The 18,926-nt window shown below is 60.3% G+C and carries 22 protein-coding genes; 16 read left to right on the forward strand and 6 right to left on the reverse strand.

The genetic code is table 11. The annotated features are described in order from the left end of the window. The first annotated feature begins 11 nt into the window (after window positions 1–11). The 14 genes from rplF to rplQ all read left to right on the forward strand — a co-directional run bounded on the left by rplF (window position 12) and on the right by rplQ (window position 8,101). Window positions 12–566 carry a 50S ribosomal protein L6 gene (gene rplF / locus MON38_RS15470; protein ID WP_241937059.1) on the forward strand — a complete coding sequence of 185 codons (555 nt, stop codon included), beginning with the start codon at window positions 12–14 and terminating at the stop codon, window positions 564–566. Between the two features lie 9 nt (window positions 567–575). Next, window positions 576–926 carry a 50S ribosomal protein L18 gene (gene rplR, locus MON38_RS15475; RefSeq protein WP_196291017.1) on the forward strand — a complete coding sequence of 117 codons (351 nt, stop codon included), beginning with the start codon at window positions 576–578 and terminating at the stop codon, window positions 924–926. Window positions 927–1,016: 90 nt separating this feature from the next. Continuing rightward, complete coding sequence (rpsE, locus tag MON38_RS15480; protein WP_035567955.1) at window positions 1,017–1,508, forward strand: 30S ribosomal protein S5; 492 nt, start codon at window positions 1,017–1,019, stop codon at window positions 1,506–1,508. 5 nt (window positions 1,509–1,513) lie between these two features. Then, window positions 1,514–1,693: a 50S ribosomal protein L30 gene (gene rpmD, locus MON38_RS15485; RefSeq protein ID WP_190925707.1), complete on the forward strand. Its 180-nt coding sequence runs from the start codon at window positions 1,514–1,516 to the stop codon at window positions 1,691–1,693. A 13-nt stretch (window positions 1,694–1,706) separates the two neighbouring features. Continuing rightward, complete coding sequence (gene rplO / locus MON38_RS15490) at window positions 1,707–2,156, forward strand: 50S ribosomal protein L15 (protein WP_241937060.1); 450 nt, start codon at window positions 1,707–1,709, stop codon at window positions 2,154–2,156. Window positions 2,157–2,171: 15 nt separating this feature from the next. Then, window positions 2,172–3,491 carry a preprotein translocase subunit SecY gene (secY, locus tag MON38_RS15495; RefSeq protein WP_196286032.1) on the forward strand — a complete coding sequence of 440 codons (1,320 nt, stop codon included), beginning with the start codon at window positions 2,172–2,174 and terminating at the stop codon, window positions 3,489–3,491. A gap of 8 nt (window positions 3,492–3,499) precedes the next feature. After that, window positions 3,500–4,285: a type I methionyl aminopeptidase gene (map, locus tag MON38_RS15500; RefSeq protein WP_241937061.1), complete on the forward strand. Its 786-nt coding sequence runs from the start codon at window positions 3,500–3,502 to the stop codon at window positions 4,283–4,285. Window positions 4,286–4,290: 5 nt separating this feature from the next. After that, window positions 4,291–4,509 (forward strand): translation initiation factor IF-1, encoded by a 219-nt coding sequence (infA, locus tag MON38_RS15505; protein WP_035567874.1) that lies wholly within the window; start codon window positions 4,291–4,293, stop codon window positions 4,507–4,509. 21 nt (window positions 4,510–4,530) lie between these two features. Continuing rightward, window positions 4,531–4,647, forward strand: coding sequence for a 50S ribosomal protein L36 (rpmJ, locus tag MON38_RS15510; RefSeq protein WP_046246595.1), 117 nt, complete (start codon window positions 4,531–4,533; stop codon window positions 4,645–4,647). A 111-nt stretch (window positions 4,648–4,758) separates the two neighbouring features. After that, a complete protein-coding gene (gene rpsM / locus MON38_RS15515; protein WP_196291020.1) occupies window positions 4,759–5,136 on the forward strand; it encodes a 30S ribosomal protein S13 in 378 nt (125 codons plus the stop codon). An 87-nt stretch (window positions 5,137–5,223) separates the two neighbouring features. Then, window positions 5,224–5,616 carry a 30S ribosomal protein S11 gene (gene rpsK, locus MON38_RS15520; protein ID WP_035567868.1) on the forward strand — a complete coding sequence of 131 codons (393 nt, stop codon included), beginning with the start codon at window positions 5,224–5,226 and terminating at the stop codon, window positions 5,614–5,616. Between the two features lie 26 nt (window positions 5,617–5,642). Beyond that, the gene (rpsD, locus tag MON38_RS15525; protein WP_196291021.1) at window positions 5,643–6,248 is read left to right on the forward strand and encodes a 30S ribosomal protein S4; all 606 of its coding nucleotides are present in this window, start codon (window positions 5,643–5,645) and stop codon (window positions 6,246–6,248) included. 90 nt (window positions 6,249–6,338) lie between these two features. Next, window positions 6,339–7,328: a DNA-directed RNA polymerase subunit alpha gene (locus tag MON38_RS15530; RefSeq protein WP_241937062.1), complete on the forward strand. Its 990-nt coding sequence runs from the start codon at window positions 6,339–6,341 to the stop codon at window positions 7,326–7,328. Between the two features lie 170 nt (window positions 7,329–7,498). Next, window positions 7,499–8,101 carry a 50S ribosomal protein L17 gene (gene rplQ / locus MON38_RS15535; protein WP_241937063.1) on the forward strand — a complete coding sequence of 201 codons (603 nt, stop codon included), beginning with the start codon at window positions 7,499–7,501 and terminating at the stop codon, window positions 8,099–8,101. Between the two features lie 113 nt (window positions 8,102–8,214). On the opposite strand, the gene MON38_RS15540 is transcribed toward rplQ, so the two are convergent. The 3 genes from MON38_RS15540 to MON38_RS15550 all read right to left on the reverse strand — a co-directional run bounded on the left by MON38_RS15540 (window position 8,215) and on the right by MON38_RS15550 (window position 10,194). After that, window positions 8,215–9,120: a hypothetical protein gene (locus tag MON38_RS15540; RefSeq protein ID WP_241937064.1), complete on the reverse strand. Its 906-nt coding sequence runs from the start codon at window positions 9,118–9,120 to the stop codon at window positions 8,215–8,217. Between the two features lie 62 nt (window positions 9,121–9,182). Next, window positions 9,183–9,407 carry a membrane protein insertion efficiency factor YidD gene (gene yidD, locus MON38_RS15545; protein WP_241937065.1) on the reverse strand — a complete coding sequence of 75 codons (225 nt, stop codon included), beginning with the start codon at window positions 9,405–9,407 and terminating at the stop codon, window positions 9,183–9,185. A gap of 52 nt (window positions 9,408–9,459) precedes the next feature. Then, window positions 9,460–10,194 (reverse strand): M48 family metallopeptidase, encoded by a 735-nt coding sequence (locus MON38_RS15550; protein ID WP_241937066.1) that lies wholly within the window; start codon window positions 10,192–10,194, stop codon window positions 9,460–9,462. Between the two features lie 152 nt (window positions 10,195–10,346). Between MON38_RS15550 and MON38_RS15555 the strand changes: the two genes are divergently transcribed. Together MON38_RS15555 and MON38_RS22735 are read left to right on the forward strand one after the other, a co-directional pair. Continuing rightward, window positions 10,347–11,294 (forward strand): PorV/PorQ family protein, encoded by a 948-nt coding sequence (locus MON38_RS15555; protein ID WP_241937067.1) that lies wholly within the window; start codon window positions 10,347–10,349, stop codon window positions 11,292–11,294. Continuing rightward, window positions 11,291–13,432: a ComEA family DNA-binding protein gene (locus MON38_RS22735; protein WP_277881522.1), complete on the forward strand. Its 2,142-nt coding sequence runs from the start codon at window positions 11,291–11,293 to the stop codon at window positions 13,430–13,432. Before MON38_RS15555 ends, MON38_RS22735 begins: the two co-directional genes overlap by 4 nt. 35 nt (window positions 13,433–13,467) lie before the next feature. Here the strand turns inward: MON38_RS22735 and MON38_RS15565 are convergent, their stop codons facing one another. From MON38_RS15565 to MON38_RS15575, 3 genes are all read right to left on the reverse strand, one after another. Continuing rightward, complete coding sequence (locus MON38_RS15565) at window positions 13,468–14,799, reverse strand: WD40/YVTN/BNR-like repeat-containing protein (RefSeq protein ID WP_241937068.1); 1,332 nt, start codon at window positions 14,797–14,799, stop codon at window positions 13,468–13,470. Window positions 14,800–14,896: 97 nt separating this feature from the next. After that, a complete protein-coding gene (locus MON38_RS15570) occupies window positions 14,897–16,837 on the reverse strand; it encodes a DUF3857 domain-containing protein (RefSeq protein ID WP_241937069.1) in 1,941 nt (646 codons plus the stop codon). A 22-nt stretch (window positions 16,838–16,859) separates the two neighbouring features. After that, window positions 16,860–18,881 carry a transglutaminase family protein gene (locus MON38_RS15575; RefSeq protein ID WP_241937070.1) on the reverse strand — a complete coding sequence of 674 codons (2,022 nt, stop codon included), beginning with the start codon at window positions 18,879–18,881 and terminating at the stop codon, window positions 16,860–16,862. Window positions 18,882–18,926: the final 45 nt, after the last annotated feature.

The following is an 18,926-nucleotide window of genomic DNA, read 5'->3' on the forward strand; positions in this document are numbered from 1 at the left end:
CAAATTCAATTATGTCACGTATTGGTAAACTGCCGATTTCCGTCCCCACCGGGGTCGCTATTTCGGTCGACAAAGACAACGCTGTGACGGTGAAAGGCCCCAAAGGCTCGCTCACTACGCAAGTAGACCGCGACATCACCGTAGCCATCGAAGACGGTACCCTCACCGTAACCCGTCCTACCGAGCAGAAGCGCCATAAGGCCATGCACGGCCTCTACCGCTCGCTCATCAACAACATGGTGACCGGTGTTAGCGCTGGTTTCGAGAAGAAACTCGAACTCGTGGGCGTAGGTTACAAAGCCTCGCTCGTGGGCAGCACGCTGGAACTGGCCCTCGGCTACTCGCACAACGTGTACATCGCCCTCCCCGGCGAAGTATCCGCTACGGCCGTAACCGAAAAGGGTAAGAACCCGATTGTGACGCTGAACAGCATCGACAATCAGTTGCTGGGCCAGGTGGCCGCCAAAATTCGTTCGCTGCGCAAAGTGGAGCCCTACAAAGGCAAAGGTGTGCGCTTCGTGGGCGAGATTATCCGTCGCAAAGCTGGTAAAACGGCCTCTAAATAAGTTCGCATCATGGCATTTGATAAAGCAACTCGCCGCAAGCGGATTCAGCGCATCATCCGCACGAAAGTGTCCGGTACCACGGAGCGTCCGCGCCTGTCGGTGTTCCGCAGCAACACGGGCATTTATGCTCAGATTATCGACGACACGACCGGCCGCACGCTGGCCGCAGCTACGTCGAAAAAAGTAACCGCCGAAGGTGGCAACGGTGTGGCCCTGGCCGCTGCCGTAGGCCGTCAGGTAGCCGCGGTTGCCCTGGAGAAAGGCATCACGAAAGTGGTGTTCGACCGCTCGGGTTACCTCTACCACGGTCGCGTAAAATCATTGGCTGAAGGTGCTCGCGAAGGCGGCCTCAATTTCTAAACTATCATGGCGCAAGAACGCGACAACAATCGTCCTGGCGGAGACCGTCAGCGCAGCAACGACCGCGACCGGAACAAGGACAACTCCCGCATGGGTGCTGACTCCGACTTCAAAGAAAAAGTAGTAGCCATCAACCGCGTAGCGAAGGTGGTGAAAGGCGGTCGCCGCTTTAGCTTCTCTGCCATCGTGGTAGTGGGCGACGGCAACGGCAACGTAGGCTACGGCCTCGGCAAAGCCAACGAAGTAACCGACGCCATTGCCAAAGGCATTGACGACGCCAAGAAGAACGTGGTGAAAGTGCCCATGTACAAGCACACCGTTCCTCACCTCATGGAAGGCCGCTACGGCGGTGGTTTCGTGCTCATCCAGCCCGCAGCGGCTGGTACGGGTGTAATCGCCGGCGGTGCAATGCGCGCCGTGTTCGAGAGCGCCGGTATTAAGGATGTGCTGGCGAAGTCGAAAGGCTCGTCGAACCCTCACAACGTGGTAAAAGCAACGTTTGCAGCCCTCGCCAAAATGCGCGACCCGTTGCAAATTGCTCAAGCCCGTGGTATTTCTTTGGCCCGCGTTTTTAACGGTTAATTGACATGGCACAAATTCAAGTAAAGCTCGTGCGCAGCGCCATTGACCGCCCCGAGCGTCAGAAGCGCACCGTTCAGTCCCTCGGCCTGAACAAACTCAACAGCACCGCTACCCACGAATCGAACCCGTCCATCCTGGGCATGGTGAAGAGCGTGCAGCACCTGCTCCAAGTAACCGAACTGTAAGACTATTATCGTCATGCTTAATCTCAGCAATCTATCGCCCGCCTACGGCTCGACTAAAAACGAGAAGCGGATTGGCCGGGGCGAAGGCTCCACGCGCGGTGGCACGTCGACCCGTGGTCACAAAGGCGCCAAGTCGCGTTCGGGCTACAAGCGCAAGTCCGGCTTCGAAGGTGGCCAAATGCCCCTCCAGCGCCGTGTGCCCAAGTTCGGCTTCACGAACATCAACCGCGTCGAGTACAAAGCCATCAACCTCGATGTGCTCGCTGGCCTCCTCGAGAAGAACAGCGCCACCACCCTGGATGCCGCTTACTTCGTGGCCGCCGGTCTGGTTTCGAAAAACGCCAAAATCAAAGTTCTCGGCCGTGGTGAAATCACTACCGCTGTGGAAGTTCATGCTCACGCCTTCTCGAAATCGGCTGTTGAAGCCATCGAGAAAGCTGGCGGCAAAGCGGTAACGCTCTAATAGCTACCTTCGGCAATGAATAAGTTTATCGAGTCGATAAAAAACATTTTTGCGATTGAGGATTTGCGTACGCGAATCCTCAATACGCTTTTCTTCATTGCCATCTATCGCCTAGGCGTTTACGTGGTGTTGCCGGGCGTTGACCCCACGCAGCTCAAGACCGGCGCCCAAGGCTTGTTTGGCATTCTGGATACGCTGCTCGGCGGCGCATTCAGCCACGCGTCCATCTTCGCGCTGGGCATCATGCCGTACATCTCGGCGTCGATTGTGTTGCAGCTGCTCACCATCGCCGTGCCCTACTTCCAGAAGCTCCAGAAGGAAGGCGAGTCGGGACGTAAGAAAATCAACCAGTACACCCGGATTCTGACGATTCCGATTGTGCTGGCCCAATCGGTTGGCTTCATCGCCACAATTAACGCCGAAGCCATCATCAACCCCGGCACATTCTTCACCGTCTCGACCATGATTATCATCACGGCCGGCACGTTGTTCTGCATGTGGCTGGGCGAAAAAATCACGGATAAAGGCATCGGCAACGGTATCTCCATGATTATCATGATTGGCATCGTGTCGCGTCTCCCCGGTGCCATCATCGGTGAGGCCGCTGCCAAAGGCGTGAACAAGTCCCTCATCTTCCTGCTGGAAATGGTGGTACTGTTCCTCGTGGTAATGGCGGTTATCGTGCTCACGCAAGCGGTTCGCCGCATCGCGGTGCAGTACGCTAAGCAAGTAGGCGGCACCACGCAGCTGGATGCGCAGCGTCAGTTCATTCCCCTCAAGGTGAATGCTGCCGGCGTAATGCCCATCATCTTCGCCCAGTCGTTGATGTTTGTACCCGCCATCGTGGCATCGGTATGGCAGAATCAGAGCGATACGGCCAGCTACATCGGCGTGAAGTTTTCGGACTACACCTCGTGGCAGTACAATTTGACCTTCGGCCTGCTGATTATCATCTTCACTTACTTCTACACGGCCATCAGCGTTAACCCTAACCAGATTGCCGATGACTTGAAGCGGAGCGGTGGTTTCGTGCCCGGTGTGAAGCCTGGCCGCGATACCTCGGAATACATCGATGAGATTCTGACGCGCATCACCCTGCCGGGTGCTGTGGCGCTGGCCCTCATCGCCATCTTCCCCGCACTGGCGCTGTTGCTGGGCGTAACCCGTCCGTTCTCGGCTTTCTATGGTGGCACGTCGCTCATCATCATGGTGGGTGTGGTGCTCGACACGGTGAACCAGGTGCAGAGCTACTTGTTGATGCAGCACTACGACGGCATGATGAAATCGGGTAAGCTGCGCGGTCGCACGGCCCAGCCCATTTCCATCGCCTCGTAATTAGCGCAATGGCAAAAGGTCCGATACAATACAAAACCGAAGAAGAGATTGACCTCATCCGGGCCAGCGCCCAACTGCTGGCCAAAGCTCACGGCGAAGTCGCGAGCATGGTGAAGGAAGGAGTGACGACGCGGCAGCTCGATAAGCGCGCGGAGGAATTCATCCGGGACAACGGTGGGGTACCGTCCTTCAAAGGCTACAATAAGTTTCCCTACAGCCTGTGCCTCTCGCCGAACTCGGTGGTGGTGCACGGGTTCGCCACCGACGAGCCGCTGAAAAGCGGCGACGTGCTATCGGTGGACTGCGGGGTTTTCCTGAATGGTTTTCATTCAGATAGTGCTTACACTTACCCAATCGGGGAAGTGGCGCCGGAAGTGCTGACGCTGCTGCGGGAAACCAAAGCATCGCTGTACAAAGGCATCGAACAAGCCGTGAGCGGCAACCGCGTGGGCGATATCAGCTACGCTATCCAGAACCATGTAGGCCCGTTGGGCTACGGGGTGGTGCGCGAGTTGGTTGGCCACGGAGTTGGCGCGAAGCTGCACGAAAGCCCCGATGTGCCGAACTACGGCAAGCGGGGTTCTGGGCCGCTCTTGCAAACGGGGTTGGTCATCGCCATTGAACCGATGATAAACCTGGGCAAGAAGGACGTGGTGCAGGAGGCGGATGGTTGGACTATCCGCACCAAGGACCGCAAGCCCTCGGCGCACTTCGAGCACACCGTAGTAGTTAGAAAAGAAAAGGCGGAGATTCTCACCTCCTTTGAATACATCGAAAAAGCATTGCAGCAGTAGCCCTTATGGCAAAACAAGCCTCGATTGAGCAGGACGGAACCATCCTGGAAGCCCTCTCCAACGCCATGTTCCGCGTGGAGCTGGAGAATGGTCACCAGCTGATTGCCCACATTTCGGGCAAGATGCGGATGCACTACATCAAGATTCTGCCCGGCGACAAGGTGAAACTGGAAATGTCGCCCTACGACTTGTCGAAGGGCCGGATTAAGTATCGTTATAAATAAACCCGTTTCCCTTCACAGGTCATGAAAGTAAAAACCTCGGTGAAAAAGCGTAGCGTGGACTGCAAATTGGTCCGCCGTAATGGCAAGCTCTACGTCATCAACAAGAAAAACCCGCGCTTCAAGCAGCGTCAGGGTTAATTCAATTTTTAGAACCCCGGAACCTTGGGTACTGGGTCGTTGGTTGTTAGCCTTCGGCCCGCCTTCCAAGTAGTTGCCGGGTTTCTGTCCGCAAACACATAACCACACACAATGGCTCGTATCGCAGGGGTTGATATCCCGGACAACAAGCGCGGCGAAATTTCGCTGACTTACATTTTCGGCATTGGCCGGAGCAACGCCAGCAAGATTCTGGTAAAAGCTGGCGTCGACGTCAACAAGAAGGTGAAGGACTGGACCGACGAGGAGTCGGGTGCGGTTCGCGCCATCATTGCCGCCGAGCACAAGACTGAGGGCGTGCTGCGCTCGGAAGTAACGACGAACATCAAGCGTTTGATGGACATCGGCTGCTACCGTGGTCTGCGTCACCGCAAAGGCCTGCCGGTTCGTGGTCAGCGCACCAAGAACAACTCGCGTACCCGTAAGGGCAAGCGCAAAACGGTGGCCGGCAAGAAGAAGGCAACCAAATAAATTCACACGGGAATCGGCGTTGGCTCTGGCGAGTAACTTACTCGCGCAGCCAGCGCCAACACCTCCCGCATTTTTTGCGATAACCAAATGGCACAAAAAAGAAAAGACAAAGCCAAGAAGCGCGTTGTCGTGGTGGAGCAGGTGGGCCAGGTACACATCCGTGCCTCGTTCAACAACATCATCATCTCCATCACCAACAACAACGGTCAAGTTATTTCGTGGGCTTCGGCCGGCAAAATGGGCTTCCGTGGTTCGAAGAAAAACACGCCCTACGCCGCTCAAATGGCGATGAGCGACTGCGGCAAAGTGGCCCACGACCTGGGCATGCGCAAAGCCGAAGTATTCGTGAAAGGTCCAGGCTCGGGCCGTGAGTCGGCCATCCGCGCCCTCGGCAACGTGGGCATTGAGGTGACCACCATCCGCGACGTAACGCCGCTGCCGCACAACGGCTGCCGCCCCCCCAAGCGTCGTCGCGTTTAGTTTTCCACTTCAGAAATTAGATTACAATGGCACGTTATACCGGCCCTACCTCAAAAATTGCCCGTCGCTTCAACGAGCCGATTTTCGGCCCGAGCAAAGCGCTCAACAAGAAAGCCTATCCTCCGGGCCAGCACGGCCGCGGCCGTCGCAAGAAGCAGTCGGAGTACGCTGTCCAGCTGATGGAGAAGCAGAAGGTGAAGTACATGTACGGCATGTTGGAGAAGCAATTCGAAAACCTGTTCCACAAAGCAGCAGCGCTCCCCGGCATTACCGGTGACAACCTGCTCGCCCTGCTGGAAGCCCGTCTGGACAACGCCGTGTACCGTTTGGGCATTGCCTCGACGCGTCGCGCTGCTCGCCAGCTCGTTGGTCACAAGCACATCACCGTGAACGGTGAAGTGGTGAACATCCCTTCGTACCACCTCCGTCCCGGCGACATCGTGGCTGTGCGTGAGAAGTCGAAGTCGCTGGAAGCCATCACCACGAGCCTGTCGGTTCGCAACTCGCGCCAGTTCTCGTGGCTGGAGTGGGACGGCAAGGAGTTGGCTGGCAAGTTCCTCAACGCCCCCGCCCGTGAGCTGATTCCGGAGAAAATCACCGAGCAGCTCATCGTCGAACTGTATTCGAAGTAAATAACGCTACTGGTAGCGGCCCGGCAGTTTGTCGGGCCGCACTTGTGCTTATACTTCACCAATTTTTTTCAAATTTTTTACGCCCCACATATGTCAATCTTAGCTTTTCAGATGCCGGAGAAAGTGGTGATGGAGAAATCCGACGACTTCACCGGGACGTTTGAATTTAAGCCGCTCGAGAAGGGCTACGGCGTCACCATCGGCAATGCGCTGCGTCGCATTCTGTTGTCGTCGCTGGAGGGTTTCGCCATCACGTCGGTGCGCACCAACAGCGTGCTGCACGAGTTTTCGACCATCGAAGGGGTGATTGAGGACATGTCCGAAATCATCCTGAACCTGAAGATGGTCCGCTTCAAGAAAGTGAGCGATGCCATCTCGGATAAAATTACGGTGCGCGTGAAAGGCCAGGAAACCTTCTCGGGCGCTGATATTGCCAAGTTCGCCAGCGGTTTCGAAGTACTGAACCCTGACCACGTAATTGCCCACCTCGACCCCAGCGTGGAGCTGGAGTTGGAGCTGACGATTGCCCGTGGCCGTGGCTATGTGCCCGCCGACGAGAACAAGCCGGCTGACCAGGTTTTCGGTCAGATTGCCATCGACGCTATCTACACGCCCATCAAGAACGTGAAGTACAGCATCGAGAACACCCGCGTGGAGCAGAAAACCGACTACGAGAAGCTCGTTATTGAGATTCAGACCGACGGTTCGATTCACCCGGAGGACGCGCTGAAAGGTGCGGCCAACATCCTCATTCAGCACTTCATGCTGTTCTCGGACAACACGATGACACTCGAAGGTCCGCGCGTGACCGAAGACGAGCCCATTGATGAGGAAACCATGCAGATGCGCAAGATGCTCAAGACTCCCCTGGAGGATATGGAGCTCAGCGTACGCGCCAAGAACTGCCTCAAGGCTGCCGACATCAAGACGATGGGCGAATTGGTGCAGCTCGAAATTGCCGACATGATGAAGTTCCGCAACTTCGGCAAAAAGAGCCTGACCGAACTGGAAAACCTCGTGGAAGAGCGTGGTTTGGAGTTCGGCATGGACCTGGGCAAGTATCGCCTGGACGAAGACTAGAATATCGATTAAAGATGTGCTGATTGGCTGGACTTGTCCGGCGGGTTAGCACATCTTCTTTTTTATCCATTTACTATTTCACCAGTGTGCCCCAGGGGCAGCGGTTCTAATGAGGCTTTCAGAGCCCGCCGTGGTCGCCGCCCGCAAGTACACACTTTTTCAAACGACCAATGCGTCACGGAAGAAAAATCAACCACCTGGGCCGGACCACCGCCCACCGCCACGCCATGTTGTCGAACATGGCTTCGTCGCTCATCCTGCACAAGCGCATCACCACGACCGTGGCGAAAGCGAAAGCTCTCCGCAAGTATGTAGAGCCGATGCTGACCAAGTCGAAGGAAGACACGACGCACTCGCGTCGTATGGTGTTCGCCGCGCTGCAGGACAAAGAGTCGATTAAGGAGCTGTTTGGCAACATTTCGGGCAAAATTGCTAACCGTCCCGGTGGCTATACCCGCATCCTGAAGCTGAGCGATACTCGTCTGGGTGACAACGCTGAGATGTGCATCATCGAGTTGGTTGACTTCAACGAGACCCTGATTGAGTCGAAGCAGGCTGCTTCGGACAAGGCTGCTGCTGGCACTACCCGTCGTTCGCGTCGTGGTGGCAAGAAGGCTGCTGGCGACGCTGCTACTTCGGCTACCGAAGTAACCGGCGAAGCTGTTGCTCCTAACGCAGTAGTTGAGCAGTCGGCTCCGGCTGACACGGCTACCGAAACGCTGCACAACGGCGAGAGCCGCGAAGAAGCTAAAGCTGATGAAGCTGGTGCTTAATTCGTAGCATTTGCTGCTAAGTTGAAAGGGACGCTTCGAGAGGGGCGTCCTTTTTTTTGTGCCGACTTTAGGCTTCACCCCCAGCGCCCTTCCAGTAAGGTGGAAGCCTGGATTTATTGCGCGAAGGTGTACTCGTACAACTCACCTTGCTCGGTGCTGATGAGTAGCGTATTGCTGTCTTTAAAAACGGCTCCTTCAGTTTGGCCGGCGCCTTCCAACGATACCTGACGGGGAGTAGCTTTCAGGATGTCGGCCCAGGTGTTGCCGTCGAGGATGAATAGCTCACCGCGGCCTAACAGCACAAGGCGGTGGCCATCGGGGCGCAGGGCGGCATCGGTTACCTGGCCGGGAATGGCTAGGGAAGTTACTTTTTTGGCGGTGTAGGTGCCGGGCTGCTCGGGTACGGTGTATACGTTGCTGGTGCTGCTCTGGCCGCGGTCTTTCGTGAAAAGCCACACCTTGCCCTCATTCCACAGAGTGGCTTCGCAATCGAAATTGCGGGCCTTTTTGTTGGGTGGAAACTCGGTTTGGTCGGGGTAGGAGAAGTTGATTTTACCTGCCTGCTGCGGGTTGTCGAGGCGCACGCGGTAAATGGACAGGTTGCGGCGGGTGCTTTCGTTATTGCCGCAGTTGCCGATGTAGTAATTGCCCTGCGGGTCGCGGCTGAGGCTTTCCCAGTCGTTGTTGGGCTCGCCGATTTCGAGGGTGCGCACCAGCTTGCCTGCACCGCTGATTTCATAGAGGGTGGCCGAATTGCCGCCATCGCCGAAGCTGTAGTAGCTCTGGGCGGTAGAGCCGGGGGCCAGGCCTGAGCTTTCGGGCACAACGCCTTTGAGAGAACCTACGCGTTGCAGGCCGGTGATTTCGGCAGCGGCGGCTTTGTCTTTGCGGCGGTCGCCACCCTTCTGCGGGCCGCTTTTGCTGGCGGATTTTGCGGTTTTGTTTTTACCGGACTTCGATTTGTCGGACTGTGCTTCGGAGCAGGAAGCGGTGAGTAGTAACGCTGCCGCAAGGGGCAAAAAGGGGATAAATCGCATCAACTATAGCTGGACAGTGAACCCGGCTATACGGAGTCCAACGCTCAGGGTACGGGGTCGTAGCCATGGCCGCCCCAGGGGTGGCAGCTGGCAATGCGCCGCAACGCCAGCCGGCCGCCGCGCCAGGGGCCGTATTTGCCAATGGCCTGCGCCGCATATACTGAGCACGTGGGTGCGAAGCGGCAACTCGGTGCGGTGAGCGGCGAAATGAAGCGCTGATAGAACCAGACGAGGCCGAGAAAAAGCGCGCGGAATAAGCGGGATAGCATAGAAGTAAGGAAAACGTAAAGGTCGCCGGCCAGCAGCAACTGCATGTAGTCGCTATTTCGGCAGCGCGTTCAGCTCCTGCTTCCACCGTTCCCAGTCGGGCAGTAGGCGCGTTTGCAGGTCGTAGAAAGCTTTGGAATGGTCGCCGACCAGCAGGTGGCAGCATTCGTGCAGCAGCACATAGTCGAGGCACTCGGGGCGGGCGCGCACGAGCTCGGGCGAGAGGCGGATACGGGCCGAGCGGGGCGTGCAGCTGCCCCAGCGGGTGCGCATCTGGCGCACCGATAGGGTGGGGCGGGTGAGGTTGAACTCGGCGAAACGGGGCCACACGCGGACTAGCGAGGCAGCGAAAATCGGCTTGGCTTCGTGCGCGTACCAGGCGTGCAGCAATGCTTCGGTATGGGCGGCGCTTAGTGGCTGGGGAGCAGAAACAACGATTTCATCCGCCACTAGCGCTACGGTTTGGCGCGGAGCTTCTACAAAACGCAGCGGGTATGGCTGGCCCTGATAGTAGTGTAGGCTGCTAGCCTCGAAGCGGCGGGTGGGCGCGGGGGCCGGGCGGCTGGCAAATGTCTGCTGGTGCTTGAGAATCCAGTCGGCTTTTTTGAGGACCTGCTGGGCCACCCACTCAGGCGAGGTGCCGGCGGGCGCGCTGATGTGCACACTGCTATCGGGCCGCACGGCGAAGCCGAGGGTGCGCCGCGAGCGAAACACCAAGGTGTAGTGCAGCGACTGGTTCTGGTAAGCAATGGTTTCGCGACGAATCGGGGCAGAAAAGGGGCGGGGCATACGAGGAAGCGAAGGAATAATCAGGGAAATGAGCTGCAAAATTCGGCGCGTGGGCGCATTTACAACGAGGGCAATGGGAAGTAACCGGTAAGCGAAGAAATTAATTTCGGCCGGGCTTCCGGCAATCGCCGCCAACGTGCTACCTTACCGCTATGGAACACTGTTTACCTCGGTATCTTTCTATTCTGGGCGTTGTTTTGAGTCTGGTGGCGTTGTTGCCAGCTGGCGGGGCGTGGGCGCAGGGCAGCGGGCCGGGTGTACGAGGAGCCCGGGCGGCAGCGCTGGGGAACGCCTCGGTAGCTATTGGCGGCGACGTGTGGAGCATGGGCAACAACGTGGCCGGCTTGGGCGAGGTGCAGCGCCCCACCGTGGGCTTCTATGGCGAAAACCGCTATTTCAGCACGGCGCTGAACGTGGCGGCGCTTAATCTGGCGCTGCCGCTGGGCCGGCAGCCCGCCGCCACCGCCGGCGCGCCGGCCGTGATGCCGGGCGCGGAAGGAGGCTCTGATGCGCCAGCCCCGCGGCCGTGGGCGCGGCACGGCGTGGTGGGACTGGAGGCGCAGCGCTTCGGTGGGCAACTCTACAACGAAACGCGGGTGGGCCTGGGCTACGGCTACCGGTTCGGGCAAATCAGTTTGGGCGCGCGGGTTGATGTGCTGCAGGTAAGCATCGAAGGGCTGGGCAGCCGGCGCGTGGCCATGGGCACGCTGGGTGGACAGATTGAGGTGCTGCCACGCAAGCTCAGCTTTGGCGCGGCGCTCTATAACATCAGCCAGACCAAGCTGGCAAGCTACCAGGACGAGCGAGTGCCCACCATTCTGAAAGCGGGGCTGGCTTACCGGCCGGGCACGCAGGTGCTGCTGCTGGTAGAGGCCGAAAAGGACGTGGAGCGCGATGCCAACTTCAAAGTGGGGCTGGAGTACCGGCCGGTGCCGGTGCTGGCCGCGCGGCTGGGGTTGGCCTCGCTCACGGAGCAGGCCAGCGCGGGCATTGGGGTGCAGGCCGGCGCGTTTCAGATTGACTACGCGGCGGCTTTTCAGCAGGCGCTGGGTTTTAGCCAGCATCTGAGCATCAGTAAAGCGTGGGGTGGGAAGCAATGAAGAAACTGCTACGCTTACCGGCGGCTCTGATGTTTTGTGGCTTGCTATTGCTCACGCACCTGGCAAAGGCGCAGGAGTACGTGCGGCGCGCACCCGATTTGGACCGCCTTACGCAGGAGCTGTTTGCCGAGATTCAGAGCGACGAGGTGCCGTACGAGGACCTGTACGAAACGCTGCTGCAGTACTACCAGACGCCCATCAACCTCAATACCGCCACCCGCGAGGAGCTGCGCTCGCTGCTGCTGCTGAACGAGAACCAGATAACCACGCTGCTCAAGCACCGCGAGGCCAACGGCGACCTGCTGAGCGTGTATGAGCTGCAAAGCATCGAGGGCTATGACCTGCGCACGATTACGCGCATTCTGCCCTTCGTGGGCGTGCAGAGCAGCAATGCTAATGCGAGCCGCGGCAACCTGTGGCAGCGCATTGCCCACGAGGATAACAACGCCCTGTATCTGCGCTACGAGCGGGTGCTGCAGCAGCGGCAGGGCTACACGCCGCCCACCATCTACCAGGGCCAGCCCACCACGCGCTACCTGGGCTCGGCCGACAAGATGCTGATACGCTACCGGGTGAGCCACACCAAGGATTTCAGCCTGGGCTTTTCGATGGAGAAGGATGCCGGCGAACAGCTCATCTGGAACCCACGGAACGGACAATTCGGGGCAGATTACGTGTCGGCGCATTTGCTGCTGCAGGAGCGGGGTAAGCTGAAGGCGCTGGCGCTGGGCGACTACCAGCTGCAGTTTGGGCAGGGGCTGCTGCTGTCGTCGGGGCTGGGCGTGGGCAAGGGTGCGGAGACGATTACCACGCTGCGGCGCTCGTCGGTGGGCGTGCGGGCGTATTCGTCGCTGCTCGAAAACACGTTTTTTCGGGGCGGCGCGGCTACCTACCAGGTGGCACCCACGGTGCAAGCCACGGCGTTTGTATCGCACAAAAACGTGGATGCCAACCTGCAGCAAAGCCTCGATTCGCTGGCGCAGTTTGATGAGTTTACGTCGGGGCTGCTTTACACGGGTTTCCACCGCACGGCTTCGGAACTGGCCAACCGGCACCGGCTGGCCGAAACCGTGGGCGGCGGCAACGCCACCTACACCAGCCGCAATGGCAACCTGGCCATCGGGGCCACGGGCGTGTTCACGCACTACGGCACGGCCATTCTCAAGCGGCCCGAACCCTACAACCACTTCGAATTTACGGGCAAGGAAAACCTGGCCCTGAGCCTGAATTACAGCTACGTGTACCGCAACTTCCTGCTGTTTGGCGAAACGGCGCGCAGCACCGGCGGCGGCCTGGGCACCGTGAACGGCCTGCTGGCCAGCCTGGGCAGCAGCGTGGACGCGGCCCTGCTGGTGCGCCACTACGACCCCACTTTCCACACGCTTTACGGCAACGCGTTCAGCGAAAACACGCGCAACATCAACGAAACCGGCGTGTACATTGGCCTGAAGGTGCGGCCCGTGGCCAAGTGGGAAATCTCGGCCTACTACGACCAGTTCCGCTTCCCTTGGCTGCGCTACCGGGCCGGCGCGCCTACTGACGGCCACGATGCGCTGCTGCGCCTGGCTTATTCGCCCACCAAAACCAGCCTGCTCTACGTGCAGCTGCGCCAGCGCCTCAAGCCGCGCGACCTCGCCACCGCCGACCTGGCCAATGTGAGCTTCGGCCGAGCCGTGCCGCTGCCCGGCGAGCAGCTGCGCCAAAGCATTCTGGTGTACTACAACACCGCCCCCAGCACCGTGCTGGAGCTGCGCACCCGCCTGCAAGCCATGCGCCTGCGCGACGACACCGGCCTGGCCTGGCGCAGTGGCTTCGCGCTGGCCCAGGACGTGGGCTACCAGCTCAACCGCTACCTTAAGCTCACGGCGCGCTACGCCATTTTCGATGCCGACGACTACGATACCCGCCAGTACGTATACGAGCAGGACGTGTTGCTGGCCGTGTCGGTGCCAGCTCTTTACGGGCAGGGTACGCGCACGTACGGCATCGCCGAAATTCGCTTCAACCGCAACCTCACGCTCTGGCTGCGCTACGCCGAAACCCGCTACCGCCACCAGGATGTGGTGGGCTCAGGCCTGGAGTCCATTCAGGGTTCGTTGCGCAGCGAAGTGAAAGCGCAACTGCGGGTGAAGTTTTAGGGCCGGAACGGCCGGGTGTTGGCTGAGCCGACGACTTAATTCAGGTGGTATAGCAATTCGCCGGTATCTTCCAGCAGCAGGGTGTGGTTGCGCGTGGGCATGAATATAAAGCCGCGCGGCCGCCGCCGGAAGTAGGTGTACGTGGTGAAATCAGTCGTCTTAACAATGCCAATGCCGCCTACCATGAAGTAAAGGGTATTGCCCACTTTGCTGAGGTTGGTTACCTTCAGGCAGGTGGACTGCACGGGCGGAGCAGTGTAAATTTTTTGCCAGCTGGCACCACTGTCCGTCGATTTGTAAATGTTGCCGTTGCATTGGTCCACGCTGGCATACAGGTCACCGTTGGCATCGGCAAGCAGGTTGTACACGCTGTACAGCGGCGTGTTGCTGGTGCGGTTCCAGTTGAGGCCGCCGTTGGTGGACTTGTAGAGGTAGCTACCTTCGTCAACCACCAGCAGGTCGCCATTGGCGAGCTCGACTACATTGCGAAACCGGTCGGAATTAGAAAGGCCATTGGCCGCAGTCCAGGTTTTGCCGTTGTCGGTCGACATGGAGAGTCCTCCAAAATAGGTGCTCACAAACAGCCGGCCGCTGGCGGTGTAGGAAATATCCTGGAACATGCGCGGGTCGCTGATGCCGGCGGTGCGGTTCTGCCAGGTCTGGCCGTTATCGGCCGAATAATAAAGCGCCCCAGGCGCATTAGTAGCCCCGGTGGCCACAAACAATTCGCCCTGCGGTGTGGCCTTGATAGCCGAAACCACGTCCGGGCCCGGAAAATTGGGTTGACGCTGCCAGGTCAGGCCCTCGTTGTCGGAGTAGTAGAGGAAGCCATTGGTAACCCCGGCGTTGTAATTCAGCCCGGCCAGCACCCGCCCGTTGGGCAGCTGGCACAACGCGTTGATGCCCAACGGCAGGCACGCGCCCGGGTGCCAGCCCGAGGTGGGCCGCACGGCCGTGGCCACCGCCAGCGTTTTGGCTTGTTCGGTTCCCAGCGAGTCGATGGCGTGCACCGTTAAGGTTTGCGTTCCCACGTCGCCGCTCAGCCGCCAGCGGTAGTAGGCCTGGCCTTTGGCATCGGTGTACACCTGCGACAGGACGCTGGGCTCAACATTGCACGACGGCTTATCGAACTGCACCTGGTAGCCAACGGCCGGCCGACTGCCACGCAACACTTTCACTACAATGGTATCCGGGGCAACATGCCCCACGGTATCGCGCTGGTTGTTGCCCCGAACCATGTTGATTTTAATGGTTTTATCGACAGGCGGGGCGGGCGTTGGCTTTTCCTTGGCACAGCCCGCACTCACCAGCACGCCCACGGCCATAAGTAGTCGAACACAAACCGCCGGGGTAGATGAATGCAGCATCAGCTTGAAAAATGAGGCCGGACAAAAGCCGCCGCCGAAGAATGGTTTGGTTATGCAGGTAAATATTGTCTGCCAGGCGTAGCAAAGCAGGAGCCTCTCAGCTTTCCGTTTTCACCAGCACCACCTGCGCTTTATCGGCACTGTTGATTTTGCGGCGAAACTCCAGATAGCCTTGATAGGCGGTTTTGGGCAGGCGGCCGCGCTTCAGCTCCAGCCGGCGAATGTACTGGATGGTACCGTCGGGCAGGGTGGCATATTGCGTGGCGTAGGTGCCGTAGGCCGTGCTGAGCTGCACCGGGGCAGGCAGATTTTCGGGCTGAAAGCCGGCGGGCAGGTGCAGGCGCACGGTGTCGGCGTGCAGGCTGGCCTGGGGCAGCCATAGGTCGGCCTGGCGCTCGCCCACTTGGGCCGGCAGGGCCGGCAGGCGGCTTAGCAGGTTGGGGTTGATGAACACGCGCTTGCCGCTGGGCGGGGCGAAGCCCGGTAGCGTGAGGGCCAGGGTTTCGACCACGCCCGGCAGCGGGCCGGCCGGTGTGGCCGCCAGGTTGCACCGGGTGAGCGTGAAGGTGGGCAGGCGCAGGTGCTCTACGATGTACTTTTTCTGGTCGGGCGGGCCGAGCTCGTGCAGCAGTTGGGCATATAGGTCCTGTTCCTGGCCGGTGCGCAGGGTGCGGGCCGTGGCGGTGGCGCTGCCCGCGGCATCCAGAAACAAGTCGAGGCGGCGTACGCGGCGGTTTTCGGCGGTGCCGTAGCGCGGTGTGGCCACCAGCTTGCCGCCCTCGGGCGTGAGCAGCAGCGCGTGGCGGTTGCCCGTGAAGCTGCCCATGTAGCCAAAGGCTTCCGTTTGGCTGGTGCACTCCAGCCACAGCGTATCGGGCCGCCCGGCCGTGACGAGCGGCGCGCACAGCACCACGTGGTTGAACTGCGAGCTGGGGAAGTCGGCGCGCAGGTCGGCGTGGTCGGAGCCGGCGCCCACCAGGGCCTGGTAGGCGGGCACGCCGGCGGCGGCCAGCAGGGCCCGGGTGTAGTTGCTCAGGGCTTTGCAGTCGCCGTAGCCGCTGCTGGCCACGGTGCTGGCCGGAAACGTTTGCCAGCCACCCAGGCCCAGCTGCACCGAGATGTAACGGGTGCTGCCCTGCAGCAGCTCGTACACACGGCGGGCGCGGGCGCGGGCATCGGGCAGGTCCTTGGTCAGGGCCTGCACTTTGGCCACGGTGGCCGGCGGCAGCTGGTCGCGGCCGGCGTTCAGGTCGTAGGTCCACTGGCCCAGGCCCTGCCAGGTGCCGGCGGTGCCGGCGTGGCCCTGCACCTCGAAGCTGCCCGGGGCCAGCACCACGGCCGGCGTGCGGTCGGTGAGGGGCGGGGCCGCTTCCTCGTCGTCGATGGCGGCCAGGTCAGCCAGCTTCCATTCGTACACTTCCTGGCTGCCGGCGGTGGTGTGGCCCACGGCCAGGCCAGCGGGCAGTTGCCGCTCCTGGTAGCGCAGGGGCAGCGCGGCGGGCGTGCTCACGCGCAGGCTAGCTGCCTGCACGGCCACGCCTTCTTCTGCCTGGGGCTGGAAATCGGGATAGAACAAGGTGTTGTCCGACACAATTTCGTAGTCGAATTCCACCGTGTAGGGGCCCTGGGGCTGGCGCAGGTCGGCGTAGCGCACGCGCACGTCGGTCATGAAATTCACGCCGTCGTTGCCCACGCCCTCGTCCTTGATTTCGGCGGCCCGCAGCTGGTGCAGGAGGCGGCCCTCGGCATCGTACACGGCCCCGCGCAGGTAGCTGAGTGTGCGCAGGGCATCGTAGCTCACCCCAAAGCGGCCCAGGTCGTCGCCAGCATTGTCGAGCACGGTTACCACGCGGTGCACGGTGTGCACCAGCCGGCTGGCCGATTTCACGGTCACCACTTCGTCATCGGCGCGAATGACGGCGTGGGCCCCCTCGCGCAGCGATGCCGGAATAGCAGCCACCGCGTATTTCGGCGCGGGCGCGGCGGCCAGCGGGGTGCCCAGCGGCAGGGCAAACAAAATGGGTAGCAGAGCTTTCATAACAGGAGAAGGAGCCCGAAGGCTACGCTTTCTTTTTAATCACCAGCTTCTCGCCCTGCTTTTCCAGCATCAGGCGGTAAAACTCGCGCAGGCTCACGTATTCGTTGGCCGCGTACACCGTTTTGCGCAGGTTCAGGCGGCTCATGATTTGCACGGTGCCGGGGGCGGCAGCGGTAACGCTGTACATGAAGCGGCCACCATCGTCGGGCAGCGCTACGGCGGCGGGCTTGGGCAGCTCGGCCAGTTCGTAGCCCTCGGGCAGGGTCAGCGTTATCAGCGTGGTTTCGTCCTGGGCGGCGCCAAAGTCTACCGGAAACAGGCGGTCGTCGTGCCGGAAGGGGTTTTGCTCGGTCCCAAAATAGCGCAGCGGGCTCAGGTACAGGGTGCCGGCCACGGCCGCATCATCGGCGGGCTGGCTAAACTCGTAGTCGAGCGCCAGGGGCTTGGCTACCTCTTCGCGGTTGGCCACGGCCAGCTTGGGAATGGTCCAGCCGCTGTGGGGGCGGGCCAGCTCGGTCAGGTATTTCTTCTCGCCCAGGCTCACCAACTCCTTGCGGGCATCCACTCCGGAGTAGCCGCCGTGCTCCTCGTGCACCTTGCCGCTGAGGCCGCCCTGGGCGTCGAGCGTGAGAGCTACCTGCTGGTAGTGCACGTAGCGCTGGGCGGGGGTCAGGTCGACCCAGCGGCTTTCGGCCGGATTTTTCATGATGAGGCGGCCGGCCTGGTTGAGGCAGCGCTCGGGCAGCACGCCGCAGGGCAGTAGCGGCTCGGTGGCGTCCACGAGCAGGTCCTGGCCAGCTCCCAGCGGCACCAGCCCCACCACGTAGTTGAAGTTGTCGAGCAGGGGCGTGCTCTGGTTGAGGCGGCCGTGGGCGCGGGTGCTCAGCAGCAGCGGGTGGGCCGGAATGCCGGCGTCGCGCAGCGCGGCAATCAGCAGCAGGTTCACGTCGGCGGCGGTGCCGTGGTGGGCATCATAGGCCTTGCGCAGCGAAGCGGTGGTCGAGTAGCGGTTGGTGCCATCGTAGCGCACGCTGCCCATCACCAGGGCGCGCACGGCCGCGGCGCGCTCGCGCACGTCGGGGTACTTGGCCACCAGGGGCAGCACCTGCTCTTTCAGAAAGTTGCCCCGGCCAAGCTGCTGGCCGAAGTCGTCATCGTTGAGTAACTCGCTTTCAACCTTGGCCCAGGTGCCCGCCATAGCCTGATAGACCTGCCCGGGAAATTGCACGCCATCGAGCTGAAAGCTGATGCGGTCGACGTAATCGGTCGCCGTCGTCATAAACGGCTCGTCACGGAAAGCCGGCAGGTCCTTCATCACCCAGCGCGAGTTGGTGGTCTGTACGTTCACCATGTGGGGGGTTGGCGGCCCAACAACCGGAGATACCATGAGCGCCTGACTGCTATTGTCCTCGGTGCTTATATCCAAGTTATGGTATCCCTGCAACTGTTTAGAGTAGTGAAAATACTCCGGGATGCTGGCCCGGAACTCGCTCCAGCGCACGGGGTATTCGCTCTGAAACGTCCAGTTCTGGAAATTAAAGAAAAAGTCCGATGTTACGGCGTATGTGTATTCAATGACGGTGCCCTCGCGCACATCGGGTAGCGTGAACTTGCGCACCCGCACGTTGGGCGTGCGCTCTTCGGTGAAGGCGTTGGTACCCGTCTCGAGCTTGGTTTTCACCACCTTGCCGTCCACCAGGTTGTACGTGACTCCGCGCAGGGCCGTAATTTTCTCCGTGCGGTCTCCATGGTGGTAGAGGGGTATTTCGACCTTAGCCGCCTCATATCCCGCTTTTTTCAGGATTTTGATGCGCGTCGTGCGCTCCGACATCAGTTGGAAGTTGTCGTGGTTGTACTGGAAGCTGCTCGTGCCGAAGTCGCACAGCACCACAGCCGCCGCCGCGCTGTCGCCCACGAAGGGCGCGGCCGTCAGGTCCTTGGGGTCGATTTGGCCAAATTTGATGGGCGCCGCCTGCGCGTTGGCCCGGGTAGCGAACAGCGTCGGAGCCAGCGCCACGGCCAGCCAGGGCAGTAGTTTTTTCATTGAATAAAAGGGAAAGGAGGGAGGTATGCTGTTAATGAATAGATG

The organism is Hymenobacter cyanobacteriorum (assembly GCF_022631375.1).
GTDB classification, from domain to species: domain Bacteria; phylum Bacteroidota; class Bacteroidia; order Cytophagales; family Hymenobacteraceae; genus Hymenobacter; species Hymenobacter cyanobacteriorum.